At 37.4% G+C, this 16,747-nt stretch carries 13 protein-coding genes; 2 read left to right on the top strand and 11 right to left on the bottom strand.

Features of this window, described 5'->3' with window-relative positions; all coding sequences use genetic code 11:
- Nucleotides 1–87: 87 nt before the first annotated feature.
- The 5 genes from AC4QJR_RS05525 to AC4QJR_RS05505 all read right to left on the bottom strand — a co-directional run bounded on the left by AC4QJR_RS05525 (nucleotide 88) and on the right by AC4QJR_RS05505 (nucleotide 5,766).
- Nucleotides 88–1,068: an ABC transporter permease gene (locus tag AC4QJR_RS05525; RefSeq protein WP_496525576.1), complete on the bottom strand. Its 981-nt coding sequence runs from the start codon at nucleotides 1,066–1,068 to the stop codon at nucleotides 88–90.
- The gene (locus AC4QJR_RS05520; RefSeq protein WP_496525575.1) at nucleotides 1,049–2,545 is read right to left on the bottom strand and encodes a sugar ABC transporter ATP-binding protein; all 1,497 of its coding nucleotides are present in this window, start codon (nucleotides 2,543–2,545) and stop codon (nucleotides 1,049–1,051) included. Before AC4QJR_RS05520 ends, AC4QJR_RS05525 begins: the two co-directional genes overlap by 20 nt.
- A gap of 65 nt (nucleotides 2,546–2,610) precedes the next feature.
- The gene (locus AC4QJR_RS05515; protein WP_496525574.1) at nucleotides 2,611–3,780 is read right to left on the bottom strand and encodes a substrate-binding domain-containing protein; all 1,170 of its coding nucleotides are present in this window, start codon (nucleotides 3,778–3,780) and stop codon (nucleotides 2,611–2,613) included.
- A 198-nt stretch (nucleotides 3,781–3,978) separates the two neighbouring features.
- On the bottom strand, nucleotides 3,979–4,854 hold the full coding sequence (locus tag AC4QJR_RS05510) for a substrate-binding domain-containing protein (protein ID WP_496525573.1): 876 nt from the start codon (nucleotides 4,852–4,854) through the stop codon (nucleotides 3,979–3,981).
- A 198-nt stretch (nucleotides 4,855–5,052) separates the two neighbouring features.
- Nucleotides 5,053–5,766, bottom strand: a complete 714-nt coding sequence (locus AC4QJR_RS05505; RefSeq protein WP_496525572.1) for a LytR/AlgR family response regulator transcription factor — start codon at nucleotides 5,764–5,766, stop codon at nucleotides 5,053–5,055.
- 256 nt (nucleotides 5,767–6,022) lie between these two features.
- Here AC4QJR_RS05505 and AC4QJR_RS05500 point away from each other — a divergent pair, with 256 nt between their 5' ends.
- Nucleotides 6,023–8,593, top strand: a complete 2,571-nt coding sequence (locus tag AC4QJR_RS05500) for a substrate-binding domain-containing protein (RefSeq protein WP_496525571.1) — start codon at nucleotides 6,023–6,025, stop codon at nucleotides 8,591–8,593.
- Between the two features lie 153 nt (nucleotides 8,594–8,746).
- On the opposite strand, the gene AC4QJR_RS05495 is transcribed toward AC4QJR_RS05500, so the two are convergent.
- Nucleotides 8,747–9,085, bottom strand: a complete 339-nt coding sequence (locus tag AC4QJR_RS05495) for a DUF5655 domain-containing protein (protein WP_496525570.1) — start codon at nucleotides 9,083–9,085, stop codon at nucleotides 8,747–8,749.
- Nucleotides 9,086–9,490: 405 nt separating this feature from the next.
- Between AC4QJR_RS05495 and AC4QJR_RS05490 the strand changes: the two genes are divergently transcribed.
- Complete coding sequence (locus AC4QJR_RS05490) at nucleotides 9,491–10,519, top strand: extracellular catalytic domain type 1 short-chain-length polyhydroxyalkanoate depolymerase (RefSeq protein WP_496525569.1); 1,029 nt, start codon at nucleotides 9,491–9,493, stop codon at nucleotides 10,517–10,519.
- 741 nt (nucleotides 10,520–11,260) lie between these two features.
- Here the strand turns inward: AC4QJR_RS05490 and AC4QJR_RS05485 are convergent.
- From AC4QJR_RS05485 to AC4QJR_RS05465, 5 genes are all read right to left on the bottom strand, one after another.
- Nucleotides 11,261–12,805 carry a response regulator gene (locus tag AC4QJR_RS05485; RefSeq protein ID WP_496525568.1) on the bottom strand — a complete coding sequence of 515 codons (1,545 nt, stop codon included), beginning with the start codon at nucleotides 12,803–12,805 and terminating at the stop codon, nucleotides 11,261–11,263.
- A 13-nt stretch (nucleotides 12,806–12,818) separates the two neighbouring features.
- Nucleotides 12,819–14,567 (bottom strand): cache domain-containing sensor histidine kinase, encoded by a 1,749-nt coding sequence (locus AC4QJR_RS05480; protein ID WP_496525567.1) that lies wholly within the window; start codon nucleotides 14,565–14,567, stop codon nucleotides 12,819–12,821.
- 57 nt (nucleotides 14,568–14,624) lie between these two features.
- A complete protein-coding gene (locus AC4QJR_RS05475; protein ID WP_496525566.1) occupies nucleotides 14,625–15,971 on the bottom strand; it encodes a NosD domain-containing protein in 1,347 nt (448 codons plus the stop codon).
- 112 nt (nucleotides 15,972–16,083) lie between these two features.
- Entirely contained in the window at nucleotides 16,084–16,362 is a 279-nt protein-coding gene (locus tag AC4QJR_RS05470) for a glycoside hydrolase family 32 C-terminal domain-containing protein (RefSeq protein WP_496525565.1), read from the bottom strand.
- Nucleotides 16,319–16,708 carry a PfkB family carbohydrate kinase gene (locus AC4QJR_RS05465; RefSeq protein WP_496525564.1) on the bottom strand — a complete coding sequence of 130 codons (390 nt, stop codon included), beginning with the start codon at nucleotides 16,706–16,708 and terminating at the stop codon, nucleotides 16,319–16,321. Before AC4QJR_RS05465 ends, AC4QJR_RS05470 begins: the two co-directional genes overlap by 44 nt.
- Nucleotides 16,709–16,747: the final 39 nt, after the last annotated feature.

Below are 16,747 nucleotides of genomic sequence, written 5' to 3'. Positions count from 1 at the left end.
TTCCGCCAGTTTTCTCATTAATTTTGTCAATTTCCAAGGGAATTCCGCAGAATTCTGCTATTATTCCGCGGAAACCTCTATTAAAAATTACCTCTTCATCGCTTTCTTACCGAATGCCACAGCCAGGATAATGATAATTCCTTTGATAATCATTTGCTGGCTGACATCAAGACCCATGATAATCAAACCATTATTGATCGTACCAATCATTAGGGAACCAACAATCGTTCCGATGATTGTTCCTACACCGCCAAACAAGCTTGTCCCACCAAGGATAACCGCAGCAATAACAGAAAGCTCATCCCCTTCACCGAAGGAAAAACGTCCGGCATTCATACGGCCCGCATAAAGGAGACCAGCTAAACCAGCCATTAAACCAGTTGCAAGGAATACCATTAGCTTTATATTCATTGTCTTTACGCCAGAGAATCTTGCAGCATTTTCATTTCCTCCTGTTGCTAATACCTGACGGCCAAAGGATGTCTTACGAAGTAAGATATGGGCAATCACTGTAAATACTAGAGTCCAAATTAGTAAAACTGGAATTGGACCAATGTCCCCTGAACCAAAGATGAAATTGAAATTTGCGTCTACAATCGGAACTGGAGCAGTATCTGTAACCCACATCGCAGCACCTTTAATGGCTCCCATCGTTCCCAGTGTTACCAAGAAGGAAGGAATCGCTACTTTTGTTACAAGCAGACCATTGATTAATCCAACCACAAGACCTGTACCAACACCGCCGATAAGTCCACCAATGATGCCATAACCAGCTTGGATGGCTAATGCACCTACCAGAGAAGAAAGGGCAGCGATGGATCCGACAGAAAGGTCGATTTCTCCTGTACTAATAACAAATGTCATCGCTAACGCCATCAAAGAAATCGTCGCAGTTTGTCTAACAATGTTTAATAAGTTACCTGAAGTTAAAAACCCTTCATCACTTAAGCTGATAGAAAAATAGATTAATACGCCCACGAAGGCAAAATAGACAATATAATTACGCCACTCGAATCCTTTCAACGCAGGAGTTGCTGGCTTTTGAATACTAGAAACCTTGGATTGCATATTGTAATTCCTCCTCTGATTTAATCTCCCTGCGGGTCATTTCCTTTTTAATTTTCCCATCATGCATAACGATCACTCGGTCACTCAAAGCAAGCAGTTCTGGGAGCTCGGAGGAAACCACAAGGATCGCCTTGCCGTTTTCGGCCATAGCTCGAATAATTTCAACAATTTCCGTTTTTGCACCTATATCCACACCAATTGTTGGTTCATCCAACATCAAGACAGTAGGGTCGTTCGCCAGCCATTTGGCTAGAACAATTTTTTGCTGATTACCGCCCGATAACAACCCGGCCTTTTTAAAAATATTATCTGTTTTAATATTTAACTTCCTTACAAATTCATTACTAATCTCATTGGACTTCTTACTATCAATAAATGCTCCTTTTTTCACCTTCGAAAGTATTGGAAGAATCATATTATCCTTGACACTATGTTCAAGAACCAATCCTTGCATCCGGCGGTCCTCCGGAATCAGTGCAAGTCCGGCTTCTATCGCATTCTTTGGATTCTTAATGGATTGTTTTTGACCATTGATGTAGATGTCTCCACTCTTAATTGGGTCAATCCCAAAGAGATTTCGAAGTAATTCCGTCCGGCCGCTTCCCATTAACCCGGCAATTCCGACAATTTCACCCGGCTGAATTTTTAGATTAATATCTTGGACATGTTCAGCATTTAAGTTTCTTACTTCAAAAATCGGCGGCACGTCCGTTGCATAGAAACGTTCTTTCCATTCAAATGCTTGGTCAAATTGCATACCGACAATATGTGAAATTACAGTATCAAGATCGGTTTCACTGCAATTTTCTGTTGTTATATAACGGCCATCACGCATAATCGTGATTCGGTCACATATTTCAAAGATTTCATCCATCCGGTGAGAAATATAGATGATGGAATAACCTTTTGCTTTCAATTTGTTAATAAAACTAAAGAGTACTTCCGTTTCATTTTTGGTTAAGGACGAGGTTGGCTCATCCATAATCAGAATCTTTGCTTCTTGGGAAAGTGCTTTGGCAATTTCCGTCATCTGCCAGTAGCCAACCCCCAAATTTTGAACTACATCATTTGGTCTAATATCTACGCCTAATTCTTCTAGCAATTTTTCTGTTTTCTTCTCACAATCCTTATCATCGAGCAGCCCTAATGATGTTTTCTTCTCACGAGTAAGATAGATGTTTTGGGCGACGGTAAGGGTAGGAATTAAACTAAACTCTTGGAAAATCATCGATATATTATTCTTTTGAGCATCATCATAACTTTTAATGCTTACCGGTTTTCCTTCAATTAAAATCTCGCCGTTGTCTACAGAGTATACGCCTGTGAGGATTTTCATTAACGTCGATTTCCCGGCACCATTTCCCCCCATCAAGGCGTGAACTTCACCTTTTTTGACGGAAAAATGGACATCGTTTAAAACGGTAATCCCATTAAAAGCTTTATTAATACCTCTCATTTCGAGAATCGGTTGTTCCATCCAAGTCCACCTTCTTTTTATGTTAGAGGCTGCTTTCAAAAGCAGCCCCTATCCTTTTTTTAAAATTATTTCATCGCATTTTTTACTGTTTCAGGAGCGTCTGTTCCGTAGATTAACTTCCATTCATCTAAGACATTTTCTTTCGTAACTTTGATGGATGGTGAAGCGACATACGCTGGTGCTTCTTTTCCTAATAAGGCATAGCCGGCAAGGATTGCTTGAGCTACACCTTGGTCATATGGGAGCTGTGCTCCAAGACCTTTAACAATTCCATCTTGTGCAATGGAGATAGCTACGTTTGTACCTAAATCAACTGTTGTAACAACTAGATCATCCCTGCCAGCCGTTCTTGCTGCAGCCATAACACCTTCAGCCGGTACATCCCATGGAGCGAAGATACCATCAATATCATGGTGTCTTGTTAACATAGCAGATGCTACTTCTTCTGCCTGATTTGGACCAGTAATCCCACTTTTTGCGACAATCTCAATATTTGGATATTTTTCTTTGATTCTTTTTTCAAAAGCATCAGAACGGTTTTTGGTTACAAAGAAGTTTACATCGTGATACACAATGCCGACTTTACCCTTTCCGCCAAGTTTTTCAGCCATAATGTCTGCTGCGGTTGCTCCGTTACCCATGTTGTCACCAGACACAATACTGATGTAATCTTTACCTGCAACTAAACCTTGTGCAGCACCATCCATGAATACTAACTTTACGCCTTGGGCAACAGCCTTTTTATAAGCTGGTGCGGTAGATACGGCATCAACTGGAACAGAAATCATAATGTCCGGCTTTTTCGCTAAAACGGTTTCGATATCATTTACTTGCTTTTCCGCTTTGAACTGTGCATCTGTTACAGCAACGATCTTGATGCCCATCTTCTTAAATGTATCCTTCATCGCACCAACTGCGGCATTCATATAGTCAGTACCAGAGTAGTGCATAACAATCGCCGCTTTATATTTACCTTCTTTAATCTTCTTTAGCTCATCTTCCGTAAGCTGCAATGTCTTAGCTGAAACGGCCTGTTCTCCGTTCGGCCCTTTATCTTGTACCGCTAAATCAGGAATCTTTGGATTGATCGTTAATGGACCTGAAGCTGTTTCTGAGTAGTTTTCATTCTTCTCCGTGCTCGCTTGTTCAGATGTAGATTTTTTTCCCCCACACCCTGCAAGAAAAACACTTAAAACAAGTAACAGTAAAACTGTAAAAGAAAAACTCTTTTTCATTTAATTACCCCCACTATAGTAGTTATTTAGTTGAAGCTCTTTATTTGTCGGTACCACCTTACAATCTATAAGTGTGGCACCACCCCCTTTTTATAAATGTAAGCTTAATAGAATATTACTAGTAATGGATTACATTCATTTAAGTTATAAAACCAGGCTTCTATGGGCTTCAAAAAATGTAATAGATTACATTTTTTTCTAAAAAATTTTCGCATACTGCTGACAAGACTGTCTTACAATCAACTGGTTAGCTAAAAACATTTGCTCGTGTTTGATTTCCTCTTTGTTGATGAGCTTCAATAGTAATTCCGCCACTTTCTCACCAATTTCAAACGCGGGCTGGGCAATCGTTGTCAGACCTGGTTCGAATATGGACGAGAATTTCAGATTATCAAAACCGAGAACCGAAATATCCTCTGGCACCTTAAGTCCCTTAGATTTAATGGCTTTAATGACTCCCATTGCCATTTCATCATTGGCAGCGAAAATCGCAGATGGGAGTTGACCAATGGCAAAAAACTTCATCATAAGGTTAAAACCGCTTTCAAAAGAGAAATCACCTTCCTGGACTAACACAGGATCCACGATAAGGTTGTTGCTTGACATTGCTTGATAAAATCCTTTGAGACGGTCTCGGTTCAAGACACTATTAAGAGGTCCAATTATGCAGCCAATTCTTTCGTGTCCCAAATCAATTAAATATTCCGTTGCATTTCTGGCACCGCTTATGTTATCAATCGAAACAGTTGTGATGTTGGAACCTTCCATATACTCACACGCAAGGACCAACGGAAATTTTTGGGCCGCCTCTTTAACGGTTGCTGCATCCGTTTGGGCAGTTAATAAAGCGATTCCATCTGCTTTTTTTTGATCCAAAAGGTTTAAAAACCACTTTTCTCTTTCCAGATCATTGTCTGTATCGCCGAGTATAACTTGATATCCATTTGTAACCGCTACTGCTTCAATCCCCCTAAACACCTTTGAAAAAAAAGGATTTGTAATGTCAGGCACAACAACTAGAATGGTTTTAGCAGAATCAATTTCCTTCTTTGCTACATCTACAATCCCTACCATCTTTGTGATTTGTCCTTTCCTGTTTCTATATTTGAATTGTAATCGATTACAAAATTGTCGTCTAATCATCTTCCGACAAGGTTTTTTTCCAACTGAAGTCGTTTTCTATCCTTTTAGACACAATCATCGTTCATTCGAACAATAAAATCATAAATTTTTTAAAAAAACAAAAAAATTGAGGTCCGATAAACCCGGACCTCACAACGATTTATTTTTTTGTAATTCTGCTAACTTATTCTTGGAAACTTTTGCTGTCTCCTCATAATTTTTAAAATATGCTTTGTACGTTTGCCCTGTCGTTTCAATCCTCTTTAAATATTGCAAATTAATAATATAGGAACGATGGGAGGCTACAAAACGGGAATCAAGGAGTTCTTCAAGATTCGTTAGCGCCTCATTTACCTCTACTTTTTGATCAATTGTATGGATGACGGCCTTTCGGTCCGCTCGTTCAATAAAAATAATGTCATCTAACGGGATAAAAGAAAACTGATTGGACTGTTTAACCATTAAATCCTTCTTAACGGTTGGGCGCTCGCTTTCTGCTGGAGTCTTAGCAAGTGCAGCTGCTCGTCCTAATGCTACATAAAGACGGTCACGGTCAATAGGTTTGACAATGTAATCGATTGCATTTACACTAAAGGCTTCTAAGGCAAACTCATCATGCCCGGTGATAAAGATAACTTGCAATGACGGAACTACTTTTTTACAAGATTTCACCGCTTCCATCCCATTCAACAATGGCATATTAATATCTACCAAAATGATGTCTGGCTTTTCTATCGTCACCTTGCAAATTAAATCCTCACCATTAACGGCTTCTCCAACCATTTCATAACTCTGCAAAGGTTTAATGAGATGCTTCAATAGTTTTCTCGATGGTGCATGGTCCTCTGCAATTAAAACTCTCAAAAGATCACCTCATATTAAAAGCTTCTATTTAAGTGGAACATTAATATAAAAATTAATAGCTAACAAATTACTATTTGGAATCGCTGTCAAACTAACTACTCTCAGTATAAGGCAGTTTAAGCCGGATAGGAAGTATTTTACGATTAAATAGATATGGTGGTTTTTTGCAGTTTTAAAGAAGAATTACCGTGGACTATACTAAAGCTATGGCTTCAGGAAAATCCATGACTATTCTTTCGGAAGGCAGGGTATAACAATGGAAATCACCCCTAACGAAAATTTATATAAAGAAGTTTTACAAACCATGTCTGAATGCGTCATTATTCATAAAAAGTCGGGCAGAATCATTGCGCTTAATGAAAATGTTGAAAAAGTACTTGGTATTAAATCCGATTTATTAACGGAAGCAAATGTAAGCAAATTAGATTATGTAAAAGAAGACGGATCCTCCCTGCCCTATTCAGAATTGCCTGGAATCATCACCCTCGAACAGGGGATTCCTTTCCATGATTATGTCTTGGGAGTAAGCGATCGAAATAATGGGACTAAATGGCTTTCCATTACTTCAAAACCACTTAAATTACATAATGACGGGGAACAAGCAGCGCTTGTGACCATATCGGATATTACCGAACGAAAAAAGATGGAACAAACAATCATTCAGGCTAAAGAAGCGGCGGAAAAAGCAAACCTAACCAAATCAGACTTTCTTTCCAAAATGAGTCATGAACTCCGGACCCCTTTGAACGGAATCCTTGGTTTTGCCCAGCTATTAGAAATAGATGAAACCCTAAATGAGGAGCAGCAGGACTTTGTCCAAGAGATCTTAAGCGGAGGGAAGCATCTATTAAGCTTAATTAATGATATTTTAGATTTATCCAGAATCGATACAGGCCAATTAAAAGTTTCAATTGAAGAGGTAGATCTGCTGACCATTATCAATGAATGTATCCATATCGTGCTGCCGCTTGCCATGAAAAAAGGAATTACAATTCATAATCAAATGGACCATTCGGAAACAGTAACCGTTCTTGCCGATCCGATTCGCCTGAAACAAATCCTTCTTAATCTTCTCGATAATGCCATCAAATATAACCGGGAAGACGGCAAAGTCATGATTTTCTCTTATATGAAACAAAACGAGGCTGTTATTCATATCGCGGATACAGGAGTCGGGCTTTCAGTGGAAGAATATCAGAAAGTGTTTGTCCCATTCTATCGGATTGAAGGGACACAAGAGGAAGGTACGGGCATTGGATTGTCTTTAGTAAAGCAACTTGTCCAACTTATGAGTGGAAAAATTAGTGTAACGAGCCAAAAAGGAATCGGCAGCGATTTTCGCTTTAGCCTCCCCCTTCCCCATGATTTAACGACCGCGATGAAATGGGGGGAAGAAGTGATGGATTTACCAACAAAGAATCCTAAGTCAGATCACTATGGTTTGCTGTATGTGGAAGATAATGAATCTAACTTACACCTTGTGAAAAACATCCTGAAATCCCAGCCATCCTATACGATCTTAACTGCTCGTTCCGGAAAAGAAGGATTGGCACTGGCTAGGACTGAAAAAGTAGATTTAATTTTACTAGATCTTAACCTCCCAGATATGCATGGCTATGAGGTGTTTGACCTTATAAAACAGGATGAAAACACGAAGGATATAGCGATTATTGCTGTCAGTGCCAATGCCATGCCTCAGGACATCCAGCAGACATTAGGCAAGGGGTTTGATAATTATCTGACAAAACCTATTAATGTAAAGGAGTTCTTAACAACTATTTACGAAACTTTAACTAGTACAATTAATCAAAATATACCCGAACATAAAATTTTAAGTACCGGACCAAATGGAGAGGAAGCGGTATCTGCCAAGACATTGCAGTTGTCTATGAAAGATTTAAAAAAGCTAAGAGAAAAGAACTATACAGCTGCTATTGCCATGCACTATACCGGGAATAATTGGGCAAGAGCACAAATTGAAGGATTGAAGACAACTTTTAATAAAATGGGGATTAGGGTCGTGGCTGTAACTGATGCCGAACTGAACTGGGAAAAGCAAGTTGTAGACATTCAAGAGATATTAGCAAAAAAACCGGATATTATTGTTAGTCTTCCAATCGATCCGTTATCAACCGCGGGTGCCTTTCAAACCGCAGCTCAATCAGGTGTGAAGCTGGTTTTTATGGACAATACACCATACGGGTTGGAAGCGGGTAAGGATTATGTAAGCGTCGTTTCAGCCGACAATTATGGAAACGGGTCTTATGCAGCCGACATTATGGCAGAGAAAATAGGTTTTAAAGGCAAGATTGGGGTCATATACTACGATGCTGATTTTTTTGTAACGAAACAAAGATTAATGGCTTTTGAAAAAACGATTAGAGAAAGTTATCCTGACATTCAAATCGTAGTCCGCAGCGGTTTTACTAGTCCGAATGATGGGAAAGAGCTTACAGACGCTATGATTTCTCAACACCTCGATTTGAAGGGAATCTTTGTTGTATGGGATTTGGTAGCGGAAGGTGCTATGGCCTCAGCCCGTGCCCTAGGAAAACATGATTTAGTTATTACGACAATCGATTTGAGTACCAATACCGCTATAGAAATTGCTAAAGATGAACTTATCAAGGGCTCGGGTTCGCAGATGCCCTACCATCAAGGAGTGGCCGAGGCAATCCTGGCCGGTTATGCACTGCTCGGCAAACCAGCACCGGCTTATGTAGCTGTACCGGCACTAAAAGTAACAAAAGAAACTCTCCTTGAGGCATGGAAACTTGTGTATAACCAAGATCCCTCAGAATTAAATGGGTACTTAAATATTCTTTGATGACCGTGATATAAACAGGGAATGAGTATGCTAATTCATCGTTACACCTCTTTCCCTAATTTTTTTCTGTATAGTTTAAACAGTGATGAGGAAAGCCCATTCGATGAAAGAATATCTGATATTCCAATGTTTTTTTCATTATCCTTTTTCTAATTAACTCATTAATTGATATGATTCTTTTAAAAGAACTAAAAACTCTTGATTTAGTTCGTCTTCACTATGAAATCTAAAGTTATTGTGAAATCTGTTTTTTGAAACTTGTTCAATTTTAGTAATCTTCTCGTGTTCAATTTGATGGTTTGTTACTAAATTAAAATCTAACCATTTCTTTTTTGGATGAACTCCTCCGAAGGCAGATTTATTCAAAAGATGTATAGAAGTCTTTTTAAACTCAATTTCAAAAGGTCCAATTTCTTTCAATAAATCGAGTATTTTTGAATATATTTCATAAACATTAGATGCCTTATTTGAGAATAATTCATCTTCTGACATATCACCATCTCCTACTTTCACTTTAACATATTAAACTTTATTACCTTTATTTTGCCTCTTTTTAAATCCTTTTACCATTTCTTTATTCACTAACCTGCTCCGTTAGCTGAACAAGAAAGACCGCCGCAGCAATCTCATCTTGAACTCTTGCACCCAGTTACTTTAAGTGAATTGATTCGCAATCTTACTGGGTATTTACCTAAAAAAGCTGAATTACTTTAGATATAAAGGCTAAAGGAAAATAGAAGGATTTACTTTCCTCTTTCGTCCCTTAAAATACATAGTAGGAGGTTGAGCAGCATGTTATTGCATCAAATATTGAATGGAATGCTTCTTTCGATAAAAATAGGAACATGTAGAAGTATAATGGAAACATGTAGTTTTAGTTAAGGAGGGTTGATAAAGTTGGGGGAATTTCTAAATTTTTCATATAAGGGTTTTAGGTACAAACTTTATGTTCCGAGCGAATATCAAGCGGAAAAAGATACTCCTTTGATGGTGATGCTTCATGGATGTGAACAAGATCCGGATGATTTTGCTGCTGGAACAAATATGAACGAGCTTGCTGAAAAAGAAAACTTTCTCGTACTCTATCCTGACATGAATCACCTGTTTAATCCTTCGAATCCGGCTGCTTATAACCCTTTTGGCTGCTGGAACTGGTTTTTGGATAAAAATCAGCACCGTGGAGAGGGACATCCCAAGTTAATTAATGCGATCATTAATCAGATTAAAGGTACATACCGCATTGATTCAAGTAAGGTGTACGCAGTTGGTTTATCTGCAGGTGCGGCACTTGCTTGCATTCTTGGAGTTACCTATCCAGATGTATTTAGCGGTATCGGAGTGTGTGCGGGACTTCCCTATGATGCTGCGAATGTATTTTTTCTAACCGATCCAATGGCTAAGGCTGCTAAAGAAAGCATGCAAAAAGGCGTTTCGGACCCCTATGCATGTGGTAACAGCGCCTTTCAGGAAATGGGAAAGTTCAAGAAGAAAATGCCTGTTATTGTTTTCCATGGTATCTGCGATACAGTTGTACATCCCATTAATGGACAACAGGTTATCATACAGTGGGCACAAACTAATTTTCTTGTAGAAGGTGGTAGTGGAAGAGCTGATATTACACCTCACCAGGTCAAATCAGACCTTATCAATGGAAAAAGTTGTACTAAACATGTATACGGTGATGGGGGCGGTGAACTTTTAATGGAACTATGGATAATCGATCAAATGGGGCACGCATGGTCTGGCGGGAGCTTAAATGGTTCATATACCGACCCATTAGGGCCAAATGCAACAGAAATCATTTGGAATTTTTTCACCAAACATCATCAGCACACTGTTGATAATCTGGTTGATAATCTGGTCGAAACACCTAAAAAGAACTTTTTTCGTGACCTTTTTACAAAGCTTTTTAAGAAAAGAGGATAAAACTATTCATCTTATTCTCTTAAGTCCACCTACTCCAACCACATCCTCGAATGCCACCCGATTAAACTCGCAAGGCTTTACTGCTTCACGAAGTTGATGAGTAATTGGATCAACGTAATGAAATCAAACGTTGCATATCGAATGCTAAATGTAAAAAAGACGCATGTCTAGACAATCCAATCCATAGATCTAAGTATTGAGACTCTCTTCATTTTTTTCTGATAATCTGCCAACTTTAAGTATATTCGCTATACGGGATTAACAAATTATCTATAAATGTTTTTCCATTCATTTTTGAAAAAATATCATTATATTCATCCTTTAAGTTAGCTCCACCTTTACGCTTTTGTATGATCATCCGAATATGTTCAAAATGTACAATATTATGTATATAAATTTGCACCGTATTTGTGGTGCTTTTTGTTTAATAAAATAGCCTAGTTCCGTATGACTAAGCTACGAAGTGGTCTGGCACTCTAGGAGGCAGACCACTTTAGAAGGAAAGGAGAAGGATATAAAAACATTGCATATATAGAGAACTCAGAAAATAAGTCTCGCTACTATTTCTGTGAAGATATTTCGAAGATTCATCCTTTGTCTATTCATTTACCAATCGCCTCCAGGAGCTTAATTGAATTATTCTCCATTTCGCACATTGATTCAAGCGGGTACTCTAAATAACACTCGTCCGAGCACATAAATTCATGTGTTCTCCCCCAACAAATTACTCTCATCCAACATTTACTTTAGTATGTGCTGTGAACGATAGAGACCTGGGGTTGTTCCGATATTTTTCTTGAATACTTGATTAAAGTATTTTTGATTTTCGTAGCCTACCTGTTTACAAATCTCGGATACCTTTAAATTGGTGGTTCTTAACAGTTTTTTGGCATTATTTAATCTGACCTTTGTAATATATTCAAAGATGGTGCTGCCAACTGCCTTAGAAAACAAGTTACAAAGGTAGGCAGGGTTCTTATGGAATAGCTTGCCTAAATCATCTAAAACAATTGGTTCTTTATAATTAGCATTAATGAAACTTTTTAAATCGATGATTAATTTTTCATTATATGACACGTGATTTTCATTTAAATTAGCAGTGGATTGCCCAATAAATTGTTCTAGCCAAACTCTGATTTCTTCAAAAGACTGCAGTTGATTTAATTCTTGGTAAACTAAGTATCGTTCGCCGCCGCTTTTATTTATTTCATATTCACTTTCGATATATTCCAAGAAATGATTAACGATTTTAAAACAGACGTATTTTGTTTTTTCTGGGGGGAGGCTACTCTTTTGGCAATCGAGAAAAACTTGGTCCATGAAAAGATTCATGTTGCTAAGAAGGTCTGGGCCTTTTCCATTAAAAAATGTATCAATTTTTTCAATAATACGATTACCAAAGGAATGATTGAACGTTTCTAATTCTTTATAATAGGTTATTAACTGGTTTGAAAATATACCATTTTTCAACGCTTCTTTTGCTTCACTATAGGCTTTCTTTATGCCCGAAATAGTTACATAGATATTACTTACTCCAACCATCGGTCTTATGTTCATTTCATGAAAAAGCAATGACACAAGATTCTGAACCAAGTCATTCACTAGCTCTGAACCAGCGTTTGAAATCATGATGACGATTTCACTATCAATCGTATAGACAAAGTTCTGTATCTTCCTGTTTTCCAATAGGCTTTTTAAACACTCTAAGGAAGCTTGAATTTTTTCAGTGGCATTTGAATCATCCCAGTCACCCCCCCTCAATCCGATGTTTAAAAAAGAAAAACTTTGTAGCTTTTGGTCCTTTTCCGGCACAACAAATCTTTGGCCTAAAATGTAATCAAGGACACGCTTTTCTTCTAAAGCCATTTGATATTCATTAATCCGCTCAGTTGCTTGTTTTTCATTTTTTATTTTTTCTAGTTTTAAAATGGCATTTTTAATAGAATGAACAATTTCTTCTACTTCAATAGGTTTAACTAGATAGTCGATTGCCTCGAGTTGAATAGCCCTTTTGGCGTAATCAAACTTTGAATAACCGCTTATAATGATAAAAACAGCATCAAGATTAAGAGCCTTTGTTTCTTGAATTAAATCCAATCCATTTAATTTAGGCATTCTTATATCTACTAACACAATATCAGGCTTTTTATTCATGATTTCTTTAAGTGCTTCTTCTCCGTCTAAGGCAGATCCTACAATTTCAATGTGATGATCCTTCCAGTTAGTGGCTGATTTTAAGCCTTCAATTACAATTTTTTCATCATCAACAATTAAAAGTTTATACATAATTGATAACTCCTTAAAGATTGTTATGAGTAATTCCGTCGTTCTTTAGGCCAACCTTAAGATAAACGGTAGTTCCATTTCCTATTTCACTCTTAATCTTTAATCCATATTCTTTTCCATAATAAAGTTTCAATCGTTCATTAATATTTTTCAAAGCATAGCCCTTTTTGTTAATATCTACTTCATTCATGTCAAATCCTTTTCCTGTATCACGAATAATGAAAAGTAGACCATCTGCGACCTTAATGCCTTCAATCATGATGGTTCCGCTTTCCTGATGTTCTAACCCATGGTAAACAGAGTTTTCTACAATGGGCTGTAACAGCAATTTAATGATACTTTCTTCCATGATTTCAGGTTCAATCGTAATTGTGTAGTGGATTTTTTGGTCAAAACGAATATTTTGGATATCCATATAACTCTTTACTTGATCCATTTCATTCTTTACGGAGGTAATATGACTTCCATCATTTAAGGTAAGTCTAAAAATTTTTGACAAATTAATCGCAATTTTTGCTATTTGTTTCGCTTTTACTTTCTCTGCCATCCAATAAATAGTGTTCAATGTGTTATATAAAAAATGTGGATTAATGTGGCTTTGCAAGGCTAATAGCTCTGCTTCCTTTTCCTTAATCTGTGATTTATATAACCTTTTAGTTAAATCATTATTCCAATTATAAAGGTGAACAATCTTGTTCCCGATTTCTCCAAGTTCATCCTCATTATTAAAATGAATACCTACTACAGTCTCTCGTTTTTCCATTTTTTCAGTAACCATGCGCAGCAAACTTAACTGGTTTGTAATTCTCCTGGTAATAAATAAGGCAATAATTAAGGAGAACATTAATGCCATCACTAATAAAGAAATCGTTACTAATCGAAGTTGATTGACCTCACGAACAATTTTTTCATAGGGGATAATACTGACAACATCCCAATTTGTTTTTTTGTTTGTATGATAATTAAAGAAATATTGCGTTCCATTCATTACTTTTTTAATGGTTCCGCTTTTCTCACGACTTTGAATGATTTTGGCTACCTGAGATGAAGAGAAACTATGATTGCTAGAGAACAAAATTTTATCCCCATCCAGTATTAAAATATCGCCTGGAGGGTTACTATTTTTAAACATATTATCAAAATACGCTGGATCAAGATCAATCAGAACCAGCCCCATTTGTTCCTTCGTTCCAAGATCTCGAATATTTCTTCCGTATAGTAAAGATTGGTTAGCACCTTTAACAAGTTTTGTATTACTTCCATTTAACCATTCACCCTGCCATTCGCTATGGAGTAAACGCGGATAGATATTGGACTTTTTTATCGTTTGATAGATATCATTCTTCAAATTTTGTTCCCCGCGGTTTACTTTCAAAAAGCCGTGATTTTCATTCCCAACGTAGATGGCATTAATATAGGGATTGTTTACCACCGTTATATTATTCATGTTTTCTAGAGATGACGTCTCCAACCTGTATAACTTTGCATCTGTTTTTTTATAGAATAAATAGTCCTGAATTTCATCCGAAAGAAAAATGTCATTAGATAGATTCTCTACATTGCTTCCAAATGAGTTAATATTCCAATCGACAATAGTTAAGAAGTTATCAATCGTGGAAGATACTTTATTTTCTATTACTTTATTAAAATAAATGAACGTAAAAGGACCAATAACAAGTAAAGGGATTAGGGCTGAAAACAAAGCTAATAAGATAATTTTACGCTTAATTGGAGAGTCGATTAGTCTCATTAGGTTAGTCATTATGTTTCTCCAGCTTTAAGAATTTTGTCCATGGTTGTGCTTACTCTGGTGATAGCACTAGGAAGCACCTGGCGTGGGAGTGGCTCTGAATGCATTTACAGTCTTATCCATAACAACCTGAGCATCACTTCCCGAATCAAGAATCGTATTTTGAAGCGACTCTTTTTCTATCAATACTGTTGTTACGGTAAGCGGTTCTGATGCTTCGGTAGTTAACAAAGCTTCTACTTGCGCAGAGAAACAAGAATCACTTATCTTGGCATGAACCTCCGTGGCAACAACATGATTATTAGAAATATAATTTCCATTACCCGAAACAATACGTATGATTACAGGTGTTGCACCTACCGGCTTGATGTTCTGAGTATTAATTACTTCAGAAAAGTGATTAGCAATTACAGAATTATTATAGCCACTGATATAGAGGAGACCATACAAATCATCTAAACCATTGTCTATTCCCAGAAAAGGAGTCCAAGGTTCATGGTCACGTAAAAAGTGATTTGAAGAAACCAAATTTTCCGAACAATCCCCCCTGAATACCACCATTCCTGGATAAAATGAATGAAGTCTATTATTTGTGATACTAGAACGAGTCACACCATCAAAATAGATACTGCTCGCACCTCGTGGAAAAACATTATTCGCTGTAATCAAAAGTCCACCAAAATTTTGAGCGTAAATTGAATATCCTTTAAAACCGGCTCCTATCAAGTTATCGGTTATTTTTGAAGCCTGTCCCCAACCTCGCAGCTCTACACAGTTTCCACATTCAGCTATGAAATTATCATGTATAGTCAGTGCATCTGCATGATAAATAGTAATTCCATGCTCTAAATACACCAACCCCATGCCTGTAATCCGAAATGAGTCACAAGCACTTGCAACATAAATTCCCGTTTTCCCGTTGGTGTATGTGTTCTCCGGATTTGTTTCTCCTGAGCCATCTTCAATAAAATGCAAACCATCAATACAAAAGTCAGAAAACTCTACTGAACTTATTCGGGGATTTCCACTTCGTTCAACATAAAATGCAGCTCCTTTATATTCCTCGTCATTTACTTCAAGGGGAATATCTACGAGTATGCGACTTCCTCCCGGCCACAATTCATGCAAATCCGCCCATTCATTCTCAGAAGTATTAAAACGAATACTCGAAGATGTAAACCCGTGTCCAGAACCCATAATTTTAAGATAACTGATGTCTATAACTACTTGACTACTAAGATGATAATCTCCCGGTGGAATATAGATAACCGCACCCGGCTTTCCGCCTTTATTCAAATCAGCGTCCGATTGCCTACTTTTAATATCTGCTATAATGCTATTGATTACCTCACCAATATCCTCATAGGGATTACCGACAGGCCACTCTGTTACGTCGTAATAATTTTTACTAGCCATAAATAAATTCTCCTATCAATTTAGTTTAAGATTTTGTCCAGAGCCACGGGGACGGTTCTAGAGGATCTAAAGCTTTGGTTAGAGTGACCATCAGAACCGTCCCATGGACACATTACTTTAACCAATAGACATCCAGAGAGAGTAGCTTTACATTTCCGCCATTCGAAAACAACTCAATACCCTTACTAAATGAGTCAGGGAAGATCAGACTGGTCATGGCTATTTCTCCAATATTAGAAAAAACCTCAATCGTAGAACGGTCCACAAAGACATGAAATTTTATACGATGGTTTGGGGCTTTTACCGCTGCAAGATCGATAGATGAAAAGAATCTATTAAAAGAGGTTTCACCCGAGTTTCTTCGATATATACATTTCTTCTTTTTCAACATTATAACCTATCATCGTTTCTTTTTTAGTTGATTTAAACACTTTTATTCCAAATTCTTCCGATAATTTCACTATATCTGAATTCAGTAGTCCTTTTTTCATCATTTCCTTGACATGATAACTAGTATGGATTCCACAATCAATTAACACCTGCTCTAGGAAATGTCCAAAGGAATCGTTTCCTACCTTTCCGATAAACGCAGGCTTTCGATTAAATTTTGCCAATGCCGCCAGTACATTCGCTGGGGCTACGCCAGGATTCTGAACAAAAGAAACCGTCTCATCCTCAGGATTTCTAGTTTGAGTAAAATCAATTAATAACTCACCAATAGCTGTTACATCGAACATAAGTTTACTTCACTCCGCAAATTGCTTTTATTATCAAAT

It is taken from the genome of Neobacillus sp. BP17 (assembly GCF_059579525.1).
The sequence above is the reverse complement of the archived record's forward strand: the minus strand, read 5'-3'. Positions and strand labels throughout refer to the sequence as shown.